This is a genomic window from Flavobacterium praedii (assembly GCF_026810365.1).
GTDB classification, from domain to species: Bacteria; Bacteroidota; Bacteroidia; order Flavobacteriales; family Flavobacteriaceae; genus Flavobacterium; species Flavobacterium praedii.
Window position 1 is genome coordinate 2,839,182 of sequence record NZ_CP113948.1, and the last position, 12,743, is coordinate 2,851,924.

The window sequence follows — 12,743 nt, forward strand, 5'->3', positions numbered from 1 at the left end:
AGGAAACTAATTTTGTTTTTAACGTTTCCTTGTTATATTTGCACTACTAAAATTTTGCCAAATTGTAATTCACACACCGTCGAAACAATTTGAAGAAAAGGTTTAAAATTTGCGCCTTTTCGCTTTATATTTACATCAAATTATTAAATAACAATCAGTTACATATTCAAATGAAAGAAAAAATTATATCAAAAGCCAGCGACTTGTTTTTAAAACTTGGGTTTAAAAGCGTCACTATGGATGATATTGCTTGCGAAATGTGTATTTCCAAAAAGACCATTTACAAATATTTTTGCAACAAGGAAGTGCTTATCGAAGAAAGTACCGAAATGGTTCACAAGGAAGTACATGGAATTATAGATACGATTGTTGCTAAAAACTACAATGCTATTGAAGAAAATTTTGAGATCAGAAAAATGTTCAAAGAAATGTTTCAGGCGACAGATACTTCTCCTCTTTATCAATTAAAAAAACACTACCCCGATATTTATCAAAAAGTGATGTCGCGTGAAATCGAAGAATGCAATCTGTGTTTTAAACAAAATATTGAAAAAGGAATAGAACAAGAATTATACCGAAAAGATCTGAATACAGATGTCTATGTAAAATTCTATTATTCCTTAATTTTTAGCATTAAAGAGAATACGATTTCCGAAAGAGAATCAACGAAACTTGAATTGGAAGCACTCGAATACCACACTCGAGCAATGGCAACTCCAAAAGGGATAATCGAACTTGAAAACCAACTGCAAAAAACCCCACAATAATGAAGAAAACAATTATACTAATTCTACTAATTTTTGCCTGGAGCGTCAATGCACAAGACACAAATAAGAGCTACTCCTTTACTTTGCAACAGGCGATAGATTATGCATTGGAATACAATTACGCTGTAATTAATTCAGAAAGAGATATCAAAGCAGCCAAACAAAAAAAATGGGAAACAACTGCAATGGGTCTACCACAAATTAATGCAGGACTGGATTATACCAATAATTTTGTTTTACAAAAATCAGTTGTACCAGCAGAATTCTTTGGCGGAACTCCTGGAGAATATGCCGAGGTAGCTTTTGGCACAAAACACAATATGATTGCACGATCTACTCTGAGTCAACTTATTTTTGACGGTTCTTATATCGTTGCACTTCAAGCATCAAAAACGTATTTAAAGTATTACGAAAATGCTAAACTAAGAACCGATATTGATATAAAAGAAATGGTTATAAACTCGTATGGAAATGTTTTATTAGCCAAAGAAAATATCGAAATCCTTGAAAGAAACATTACCTCTTTGCAAAAAACACTAAATGATACTAAAGCCATTTACAACAATGGATTAATTGAAGAAGAAAGTGTCGAGCAATTGCAAATCACGCTGGGTTCGTTAGAAAGTACCTTGAACTACAACAAACGATTATTGGATATTACTTTTCAAATGCTAAAAATAAATTTAGGGATTGAACTTAATCAAACTGTTGTTTTGACAGATCGTCTGGAAGATTTGACCCTTCAAAATATGGATTTAGCTTTTTCGAATACCGAGTTTGATGTCAATAACAACATCAATTTTAGAATTGCTTCCAATTTTGAGGAACAAAGAACATTGGAATACAAACTAGAAAGAAGTAAAGCGTTGCCTTCATTGGCAGCCAATGTCAATTTTGGATATACCGCTTTTAAAGATGAATTTCAGTTTTTTACCCAAAATCAAAAATGGTTTAATTATTCGAATATTGGTGCTAGTTTGAATGTGCCAATATTTAGTAGTTTGGCCAGAAGTTCCAGAACACAACAAGCCAAAATTGCTGTAGATCAAGCCAAAACCCAATTGACCGAAACGGAACAAAAATTAAAATTACAATACGCTACCGCAAAAAGTGAATACGAATACAGTATCGCAGATTACGAAACCGCAAAAAACAATTTGCGCTTATCCGAAAGAATTGAGAAAAAACAACAAATCAAATTTACGGAAGGACTTTCGACCAGTTTTGATTTTAATGATGCCCAACGCCAATTGTATACTTCACAACAAAAGTACTTACAAACAATGGTCACTATTATCAATAAAAAAGCAAGTTTAGAAAAAATAACGACTAAATAATGATACTCATAAAATATAGAACTATGAAAAAAATAATTATTCTAATCACTCTTTCAATTGTATTGTTCGCTTGCAATTCATCCGAAAAGAACCAATCTGTTGAAAAACTAATTGCTTCAAAAGATCTAAAAGCAATAACGGCAAAGAAAAATGAGCTACAATTGCAGATTACCCAACTTGAAGAAGCTATAGCAACATTAGACACCAATAAAGTTACAGAAGCATTAGTTACTGCCATACAATTAAAAGACACGGTTTTTAACCATTATCTCGAAGTACAAGGAAGCATTAACACCAATGAAAATGTATTAATTCAACCTGAATTTCCAGGAAACTTAGTAGAATTGAATGTGAAAGCTGGACAAAGAGTTTCCAAAGGACAAGTTCTAGCCCGAACCGATGATGGAGGAATGAGCCAACAACTGGCTAGTGCCGAAAATCAATATGCTCTTGCCAAAACTACTTTTGAACGCCAAAAAAACCTGTGGAGTCAAAAAATTGGATCCGAAATTCAATTTCTGCAAGCGCAAACTCAAATGATTTCGGCACAAAAAGGAGTAGCACAAATAAAAGCACAAATAGCAAAAACCGTAATAAGAGCACCTTTCTCTGGAACAATCGATGAAGTTTTTGTCGAAAAAGGAGAAGTAGTTGCAGCAAGCGCTCAGGGTTTGATGCGTATTGTAAACTTAGGAAATATGTATGTTTCTACTTCTATCCCCGAAACGTACATTGGTAAACTAAAAATTGGTACCGAAGTAGATGTTTTTTTAACTTCTTTGGGCAAAACCTACAAAGGAAAAGTGCGTCAAATAGGGAATTTTATCAATCCAAACAATAGAAGTTTTGGAATAGAAGTTAGCGTTCCCAATCCAGAAAATTTATTGAGACCAAACCAAGTAGCCAAATTAAAAGTGATTGATTATGTAAACAAAAATGCAGTGGTTGTTCCTACAAATGTTGTACAGCAAGATGGACAAAAAAACACTTTTGTTTATACCGTTATCAACTCGAATGGAAAAACAGGAATTGCAAAAAAAGCAATTGTAAAAACAGGGCAATCATCTGATAATGTTACCGAAATTTTGAGTGGTTTAGATGCTAACACCATTATTGTTACCGAAGGGATGAACACTATTTCAGACGGGATGAAATTGAACTTTTAGCCCCCTAACCCCCGAAGGGGAAATAAAAGCGCTTGAAAAAATAAGTTGTATTGATAAAGCTGATTTAATAACTTAAAATCCTATTGACCCCTAATAGGAGTTCCCCTTTGGGGGCTAGGGGGCTTATATGTCACACCAAAACAAAGAATTCGGAATATCAAGTTGGGCCATCGAAAATCGAGTTACGGTTTATATCCTAACTTTATTGATTGTTATTACTGGAATCATTGCCTACGTTACGATGCCTCGTGAAGATTTTCCTGAAATTATAGAGAATAAAGTATATATCTCTTCTATATTTCCTGGAAACTCAGCAGAAGATGTCGAAAAATTAATCATAAAACCACTCGAGAAAGAATTTAAAAACATCAGCGGGGTCGAAAAAATAACTTCGAGTTCTTTTCAAGATTACGGAATGATCATTGTCGAATTTGGAGACAAAATCAGTATTTTGGATGCAAAGACAAAGATCAAGGACAAAGTAGATATTGTAAAAGCAGATACCGACTGGCCAAATCTTGACAATGGAAGCAAAGTAGAACCAAGTGTTTTTGAATTGAACATTTCGGAAGAAGTACCCATTCTAAACATCAATTTACAGGGAAATTACACCACTCAACAACTAAAAAAATATGGCGAACTACTTCAAGACGACATCGAAGAAATACCCGAAGTTAAAAAAGTAGACATCCTTGGTGTAGATGACAAAGAAGTTGAAATTGCCGTAGACATTTTTAAAATGACCGCTGCTCAAGTATCCTTTGATGACATCCAGAATGCAGTAAAATATGAGAATATGACACTTTCTGGTGGAAATCTAATCTCTCAAGGTTCTAGAAATAACATCAGAATCGTAGGTGAAATCAAAGACCCGAAAGAACTGGAAAACATTATTGTAAAACACAATGGCGGAACCGTTTACCTAAAAGATATTGCTGTTGTTCGTTTTAAAGAAAAAGAAAAAACAACCTATGCCCGTGAAAAAGGAACCGAAGTAGTCATGTTGAACGTAAAAAAACGTTCCAATCAAAACATGATTTCGGCCATTGAACAAGTGAAAGAAAAAATTGAAGAAGCCAAAACATCTTACCTTCCTTCAAATCTTAAAATTGAGTTGACAAACGATCAATCTTCTCGTGTAGAACACCAAGTAGATGAATTGTCAAACCACATCATTTTCGGAATTGTGTTGGTAATGATCGTATTGATGTTTACCATGGGATTACGAAATTCTCTATTTGTTGGAGCCGCTATTCCTTTGTCTATGTTAATGGCATTTAGTATACTTTCGGCATTTGGATTAACCTTAAATACTATGGTTCTGTTCGGATTGGTAATGGGACTGGGAATGCTTGTTGATGACGGAATTGTAGTAGTTGACAACGTTTTTGCCAATATGAAAAAAGGCATGAACCGTATGCAAGCTTCCAAAATAGGTATTGGAGAAATCGCTTGGCCTGTAATTGCGTCAACGGCAACTACCTTAATGGCCTTTTTGCCTTTTGCTTTGTGGCCAGGGACAATGGGGAAATTCATGAAATATTTTCCAATCACATTAACCGTTACTTTATCCGCATCGTTGTTTGTTGCTATGGTAGTTAATGCTGCCATGACCGCAGGTTCTATGGAAATTGAAGATAAAAATGTGACCAAAAAATCGGCTAAGACCTATTCAATCATTTTTACAATAATTGCTGTTATTTTTGTCTTAGTCGGTAATATATACGATTCCAAACTGGCAAAAGCGATCGGGCACCTTGCTATCATTTCGCTTGGGCTAATGTGGTTGTACAAATTGAAATTGTACCAATGGACGCAAGATTTTCAACACAGTTTCTTTCCTAGAATGGAAGAAAGATACAAAGTGTTTTTGGCTAAAATTTTAACCCAAAGAAATGCTTGGATTTCTTTGGTTGGAATAATTGGATTATTATTTTTCTCTTTCATCTTATTGGGAATCTTCCCTAGAAAAGTATTATTCTTTCCAGATAATATTCCAAATCAAGTGATTACCTATATTGAATATCCGCAAGGAACCGATATTGAAAAAACCAACAAGGCTACCCTATTTGTAGAAAAACAAGTAATAAACATATTAAGTAAATATGTAGATAAGAGCACCAATAAAAATTACTTGGCTGAATCCATCGTCTCCCAAGTTGGTGTTGGAGCCGGAAATCCAAATGTAGATGCTGGATCTGATTCTGAAACCCCTTTCAAAGGAAAAGTAACAGTAAATTTTTCGGAATACAAATTTAGAAAAGGAATCAGTACTGCCGATATTTTAGAAGAAATTAGAGGAAAAGTAAAAGCAATTGCAGGAGCTACAGTTACTGTAGAAAAAGATGCAAACGGTCCACCGGCAGGTTATCCAATCAGCATTCAGTTGACAGGAATTGATTATGATGAAATGCTTAGAGAAGCGGACAAAATGATCACTTTCATCAATTCAAAAAACATTCCTGGAATAGAACGTTTGAGTATTGATGTCAATAAAGAAAGTCCTGAACTTGAGGTAAAAGTTGACCGTGTAAGTGCAGGAAGTCTTGGTGTTTCTACAGGACAATTGGGTTTCAATTTGCGTCGTTCCGTATACGGTCAAGAAATCTCCACTTTCAAAGAAGGTGATGACGATTACAACATCACCATGCGTATGCAAGATGACCAACGCAAGAACGAAAATATATTATTCAATCAGGCATTAACTTTCAGAAATCCAGCCAATGGACAAATGATGCAAGTTCCTATTTCGGCTGTTTCCGAAACAAAAAAAACAACAACCTACAATCAAATCAAAAGGAAAAACCAAAAACGTATTATGACGGTGTACTCCAATGTTCTGACGGGTTACAATGGAGATGAGATTACAAAACAAATTGCTGCCGATTTAAAAGGATATGAATTACCAAAATCAGTAAGTTACTCCTTTTCAGGAGTGCAAGAAGAACAAGGAAAAAACCAAAGCTTCCTGATGTATGCTTTATTTTTGGCTTTGGCAGGAATCACTATCATCATCGTATTGCAGTTTAATTCCGTTTCCAAATCGATGGTTATTTTATTTACAGTCTTACTAAGTTTTAGTGGCGTCTTTTATGGTTATGTCATTGCCAACATGGATTTTGTAATCCTGATGACCATGATGGGAATCATATCACTCGCAGGGATTGTAGTAAAAAATGGAATTGTATTAATGGACTTCTTCGTATTATTATTGGACAAAAAAGTAGCTGATAATCATTTAGAAAGTCACGATGATTTAACTTTAGACGAAATCAAAGAAGTAATTATCGAGTCTGGAAAATCCAGACTTCGACCAGTTCTATTAACAGCTTTAACCGCAGTATTGGGATTAATTCCTCTAGCGATTGGTCTAAACTTTGACTTCTTCTCTTTGGTAACCGAACTGAATCCACACATTTTCATGGGAGGAGACAACGTAATATTCTGGGGACCATTGGCCTGGACCATCATTTTCGGATTAACTTACGCTACAGTTTTAACTTTAGTAATGGTTCCCGTAATGTTTTACCTTGTTAAGAGAACCAAATATTGGTTAAGAGATAGAAGAAACAGCAGAATCGCATCAGAAGAATAAACAGAATTCAACTCAAATCACAAAACCACTCCTCTCTAATTTTGAGAATGGAGTGGTTTTTTGGTTTAAAAGAAGTTTTTTTTAAAACATCAGAATTATTAGGGCGTAACCCCATTAAGAAAAGAGTCCTACTCTACTATGCGCTCACACGGCCTCATTCCTTAATGCGGTCTCCAGATAGCTATTGGGAATCCGTTTCTACTTCGGCAGCTTACTCCTATCCCGATGTCATAAAGTTAAGCTTTGTTTTTTCTCGCAAAGACACGAAGACGCAAAGTTTAGTGCCGATTTCTTTGCGTCTTCTCGTCTTTGCGAGAGTTATATTTTGAAAAAGCGTAGTGAGAAATTCTTAACTTAATGACATTGCCTACTATCCTTTACGCTTATACCAGCAAAAAAAATAGTTATTTTGGATTCAAATCCAATAAAAACATAATTATTTTGGATTCAAATCCAAAATAACCATAATAATTTTGGATTTATAACTTAAATAATTACTTTTGTTTCTTCAAAATCAATTCATTATGGTAAGAAGACAACAAACAGACTACGCCAAAGCCCGCTTATTCAAAGGAAAAGCGCTACTGGTTTTTGGACCAAGGCAAGTTGGAAAAACCACTTTTGTTGAAAATCTAATTGCCGATTTAGACAAAAAAACACTTTTTCTGAACGGAGACGAATCGGATGTGCTTGTTTTATTCGAAAACCCAAATGTTACCAAACTAAAAAACATCATTGGCGACAACGAAGTCCTTGTTATTGACGAAGCACAGCGTATCACAAACATTGGCATTGTAATCAAAATTATAGTAGACCAGATCAAATCGGTTCAAGTTATCGCCACAGGTTCGTCCAGCTTTGAATTGGCCAACAAACTCAACGAACCCTTAACTGGAAGAAAATACGAAATGTATTTGTACCCACTCGCATTTTCAGAAATGGTAACTCATAACGGATTATTAGACGAAAAAAGAAACTTGGAACAACGCTTAATTTACGGAAGTTATCCAGAAATAATAACAAACCCAATTGACGCCAAGGAACACATAAAACTGATTGCCAATAGCTATTTGTACAAAGATTTGTTCCTATTAGACCAAATATCAAAACCTGTATTGCTTCAAAAAATAGTCAAAGCATTGGCACTTCAAGTAGGAAGCGAGGTCAATTACAATGAACTCAGCAGACTCCTTCAAATAGACAACAAAACCGTTGAAAAATACATCGACCTGCTCGAGAAAACATTTGTAGTTTTCAAGCTTCCCGCCCTGTCCAATAATATCCGAAATGAAATAAAAAAAGGCAGAAAAATTTATTTTTATGACAATGGCGTAATCAATGCTGTTACTGGAAACTTCAATCCTTTGTCACAAAGAACCGACATTGGCAGTTTATGGGAGAACTACATTATAAGCGAGCGTATAAAACACCTTAACATCCAACAAAATGAAGCTATTCCCTATTTTTGGCGAACCACACAACAACAGGAAATAGATTATATTGAAAAAATAGACAACCAAATTTTAGCTTGCGAAATAAAATGGAATCCTAAAGTGAAATATAAAATTCCCGTTACTTTTTCTACAAATTATGAAAATGTAGCATCAAAAATAGTAACACCAGACAACTACGAAGAGTTTTTATTTTAATAAAATAAAACCGATTTAAATCCACACATCTTTATGGGAGGAGACAACGTGATTTTCTGGGGAACATTGGCCTGGACCATCATTTTTGGTTTGACGTACGCCACGGTATTAACTTTGGTAATGGTACCCGTAATGTTTTATTTAGTCAAAAGAACCAAATATTGGTTAAGAGACCGAAGAAATAAAAGAGTTTCATTAGAAAATTAAATACATAAAAAAGCCACTTGTTAACTAGAAAAACAAGTGGCTTTTTTTAATTTCTGAATTAGACTTCGTTTCGAAACTATATTATTCAAATAATTCAAGTACTGACGAATATACTTAAAAAAGGAGTGCGTACTTGGATATGATGAAATTGAAACTTACCGAGGGGGAAGAAAGATCGTATTCATTATATAATTCTTAATAATTAGTTTTTTACGAATCTCCCGTTGACGATAAAGCACCAAAATCATCAAAACTAATGTCCCACGTTTTAGGGGATTCGTTTCCGCGCCATGTAACTTCAACTCCACCATCAATAATAATGTATTGTCCTATGATAAAACGGGAATCATCTAAAAGTAAAAATTTAACCAAAGGGGCAATGTTTTCTGCTTTTGCAAAATCACCATTCGGTTTAGGTAAACTATTTATCCCTTTTGCTTTTACAGGATCTTTCATATCATGCTCGATTAATGCAGTCAAAACAACACCTGGAGCAATCAAATTCATCGAAATATTACTACCTGCCCAATCGCTTTTGAAGGCATTTTGTCGCACCCATTTTGTTATGGCTGTCTTACTTGCTTGATAGGTCCAAAAAGGATTTTTTTGAATAAGATTCATCGCCTTCTCTTTATCCATTTCTAATAACGCTTCAACAACATCATTTGGAATACCCGGTGTAATAACAACAGAATTGGATGCATTTATGACAACCCTTCCATTATTAGATTTTTTGAGATAAGGTTGTAAAGCAGTAATCAATCTAATTATTCCAAAATAATTTAAACCAAAAACAAGAGCCGCATTTGAGCTATCTACACCTGCATTGGCAAAAACGCCATCAATATTCCCTCCACTCAATTTTATAATTTCCTGAACCGCATAATCTACTCCTTCAGGTGTTGATAAATCTGCTTGAACCTCGGCGTCAGCTGTATTGGTAACTCCAATTACTTTAGCACCATTTTTCTCGAGCAATAATCGTGATGCATATCCCATTCCAGATTGAGAACCTGTAACTACAATTGTTTTTGTTGTTTCCATAAAAAAATAAATTTAAATTCCGTTCTTTTGGCTAATCACACTCATTATTTTTGTTGTATTACAATCACTTTTCCAGTAATGATGTTTTGGTTTCAAAATCCACTAAAACTGTGATCATTCCTGCAACAAGTCCAGTAACAATGGTAGCCGTTGTATGTGAAACTTCAATAGAACCCATATATCTCTGAAAAAGGATTGCAAAAATAGTAACCAGTCCAAAGGCAAAAACACAATGCTTTAATGCTTTTAAAAAATAACCTGGAAAATAGGGTGGCTTATTTGGCATTTTAGTAGTCCAAAATGCTATTGAGGTCACAAAAAAACACAAAGATACCGCAACTGGAACTGCCTTAGAAAAAACCGTTGGTATCTCAGAAGAAATACTATTTTGAGTCAAAAAAATAGTTGGGTAATCTTTAGCCATAGAAAACCAATATTGCAAGGAATTAATAATAGCATTAATAAGTCCGGCTAATAATGATCCTTTTAGTATTGCTGCTTTTGTCATAAAGTCGTTTATAAAAATGAAAACAAATCACTTAACTAATCGTTACAATCTTTTTATTGCAATTCAATGAAGGTTTTTTTTGTACAAATATTTCGATTGTTATATTAAAAGTATAAAATTTTAACAAAAACAACAGCCCCTTTTTTAAATATTTTACAAAAAACACAAATTAAATACCTTAATTTCAAAACACTAACAGCCAAAAACCTGATTTTCATTGCCGAAACAGCCCAAACATTGAAAAAAATTACGATCACAAAAAAATCATCAATTGGAGTTGGCTTATGCAAAAGGACTGCAAAATTTATCCCATGGCCTGAAATCAAAATAGTGTAGAAATCTGATTTTTCGGATTACCCTAAGTTAATTTCAATTTACAGGTTTATTCTAAATGAATACATTTGAAACAACAAACGTCTTGCTGATTATTAGTGATCTTAAAAAGTATTTAGCCTTATGCATACCCGAAAATCGGCAACAATAAGTATTATAAAACAAAAAGGAATACCTAATTATGAATTCACCACTAACAACCAGTTTGTTGCAGACAAACTACAATAAGTAAAAAGGCGGTACCGTATATGACTCCTAAAAATTAAAATTAACCTATATGAAAATAAAACAGTTTAGGAGTAAACCGTCGAAAGTTTTTAAAATCAACTACAAAATTTACTACCGTAATAATCATTATAGGCTTTGAAACCCCTAACCTATTTGGCGCCAATACTCACAACCTGAAACATCTATAAATAAAATTTGGGAAAACTTTCTGGACTTTTATCATATTTATATACCTCAAGGAGATCCAAAAGGATCGTGGCAGGCGATGGGATAACTCGTTAAAGCAGGCAAGATTAGGGTCTTTTGGGTCAGCCATTTTGACGCTGAACAACTTAAGGTGTTATTGCCATATACCAAAATTATACCCGCAATCAATCAAATTGAAACCAATGTTTTCGTTCAGGAAAATATTTTATACCCTTTACTGAAGGGTTCTGCAATTCAAATGGAAACTTGTCCTGCTTTATCAACAGATCGAAGTAGAATTTTTAGTCCCAAACACTGGTTGCAATCGGAAAAAAAACAAATAACATTACCAAGGTATGCCTAAGATCGCATTACCTACGAGGAATTGTCGCTATCCCAAGATCTTCCTAAAAAGCACACATGATTGAAAATCTTAACATTTAAAATTTTCTATCAAACCAAATTACAACAGACATAAGTAGGCCACTTGATTTTAAATTGATTTTAAGCGTAAATAAAAGATTAATAATAAAAACAAGTTTGTGTTAATTTTTAAAATAAACACCCAATACAACCCTATTTTTATTATGTTATCTTTAATTTTTTAACTATTTTTTCATTTGTGAAACTATTTTTTTTTATATTTGTGTATAAAAAATTATAGTACTCTTTTAATTTAGTAATTATGAAAAATGCTAAACTTTTATCCGTAATTTTTATTTTATTTTTAAACTTTTTTTCAAATAATTTGATTGCTCAAAATTGGAATAAAACATATCCAAACAACAAAGCAATAAACAATAGGCATTACCCCGTTGCTGGTATTGGTTCATGGAATGTATTAGGAACGGTTCACGCTAATTATTCTTTGGATCATGATGTTTTAAATGTCCCCGGTCAAAGAGATTATTATAGCAAACTAAAATTTAGAGTTACAGATGCACCCGTAAACATAAGAAAAATGCTTGTACGCTATCATTCTGGCGCTCCACAAATTATTCAAACACGTTATGAAATACCAAGAGGAGGCGAAAGTAGAATAATCGATTTAAGAGGCGGGACACGAAAAATTAAATCTATTGAATTTTGGTATGACACAAAAGGCATATTTCAGGGAACCGCTGATGTAACCGTATATGGTAGAAGATGATTTTTTCGATAAAAGGTACAAAATTTAAGAAAAACTTCTTATTCCTTAAAGAGATAAGTGACCTCCAAATTATTTGGATTTAAATAAATCCAATAACAAATAGACCATACTGATTTACAATATTCCGAACAAATAGCCGCATACAACATTAAAATACTATTTTTTGAATTTGGGAATTTTAGAGATTTATAAAATTTATAAATGCCAATTTATGATGATCCTTTTTATTTTAAAATGGAATAAATCGCAAAAAGGAATAAATTAAAATTCAAGAGAAACGTACCTTACTTTTTATGACTCAAAGTCTATTTATTTACAATAAGGATATTCAAATTATAGAAATATATCAGAATCATAAAATTTAATATATTAAGCATACTATATTTTTTTTGTAATTAATTTTGTAATTATATTTTAATATGTTAAATTTAATGATTCAATTTTAAAATAAAAGGAAATTTTCAATTAATTCTATCCTTTGTAGCATTTAAAATTGCAGCCCCAATACTTTTTAAACCTACTCTTGCATTTTAAAAACATTTCTTTTTGAGGAATTAAATATTATTTATCGCA

The 12,743-nt window shown here is 33.3% G+C and carries 8 protein-coding genes and 1 pseudogene; 7 read left to right on the top strand and 2 right to left on the bottom strand.

The annotated features are described in order from the left end of the window. Positions 1-170 precede the first annotated feature (170 nt). The 6 genes and pseudogenes from OYT91_RS12270 to OYT91_RS12295 all read left to right on the top strand — a co-directional run. Entirely contained in the window at positions 171-767 is a 597-nt protein-coding gene (locus OYT91_RS12270; protein WP_281238200.1) for a TetR/AcrR family transcriptional regulator, read from the top strand. Continuing rightward, positions 767-2,104 (top strand): TolC family protein, encoded by a 1,338-nt coding sequence (locus OYT91_RS12275; RefSeq protein ID WP_269221571.1) that lies wholly within the window; start codon positions 767-769, stop codon positions 2,102-2,104. The genes OYT91_RS12270 and OYT91_RS12275 overlap by 1 nt, the downstream gene beginning before the upstream one ends. A 23-nt stretch (positions 2,105-2,127) precedes the next feature. Beyond that, positions 2,128-3,270: an efflux RND transporter periplasmic adaptor subunit gene (locus OYT91_RS12280; protein ID WP_281238201.1), complete on the top strand. Its 1,143-nt coding sequence runs from the start codon at positions 2,128-2,130 to the stop codon at positions 3,268-3,270. 127 nt (positions 3,271-3,397) lie between these two features. Then, positions 3,398-6,865, top strand: a complete 3,468-nt coding sequence (locus tag OYT91_RS12285; RefSeq protein WP_281238202.1) for an efflux RND transporter permease subunit — start codon at positions 3,398-3,400, stop codon at positions 6,863-6,865. Positions 6,866-7,389: 524 nt separating this feature from the next. Further along, positions 7,390-8,514: an ATP-binding protein gene (locus OYT91_RS12290; RefSeq protein WP_269221568.1), complete on the top strand. Its 1,125-nt coding sequence runs from the start codon at positions 7,390-7,392 to the stop codon at positions 8,512-8,514. Between the two features lie 9 nt (positions 8,515-8,523). Continuing rightward, positions 8,524-8,721: pseudogene (locus OYT91_RS12295) on the top strand (hypothetical protein); the annotation flags it as partial. A gap of 210 nt (positions 8,722-8,931) precedes the next feature. Here the strand turns inward: OYT91_RS12295 and OYT91_RS12300 are convergent. Together OYT91_RS12300 and OYT91_RS12305 are read right to left on the bottom strand one after the other, a co-directional pair. Continuing rightward, entirely contained in the window at positions 8,932-9,765 is an 834-nt protein-coding gene (locus OYT91_RS12300) for an SDR family oxidoreductase (RefSeq protein WP_269221566.1), read from the bottom strand. 64 nt (positions 9,766-9,829) lie between these two features. Next, entirely contained in the window at positions 9,830-10,273 is a 444-nt protein-coding gene (locus tag OYT91_RS12305) for a hypothetical protein (RefSeq protein ID WP_269221565.1), read from the bottom strand. A gap of 1,432 nt (positions 10,274-11,705) precedes the next feature. Between OYT91_RS12305 and OYT91_RS12310 the strand changes: the two genes are divergently transcribed. Beyond that, positions 11,706-12,170 carry a DUF2541 family protein gene (locus OYT91_RS12310; RefSeq protein ID WP_281238203.1) on the top strand — a complete coding sequence of 155 codons (465 nt, stop codon included), beginning with the start codon at positions 11,706-11,708 and terminating at the stop codon, positions 12,168-12,170. The last annotated feature ends 573 nt before the right edge of the window (positions 12,171-12,743 follow it).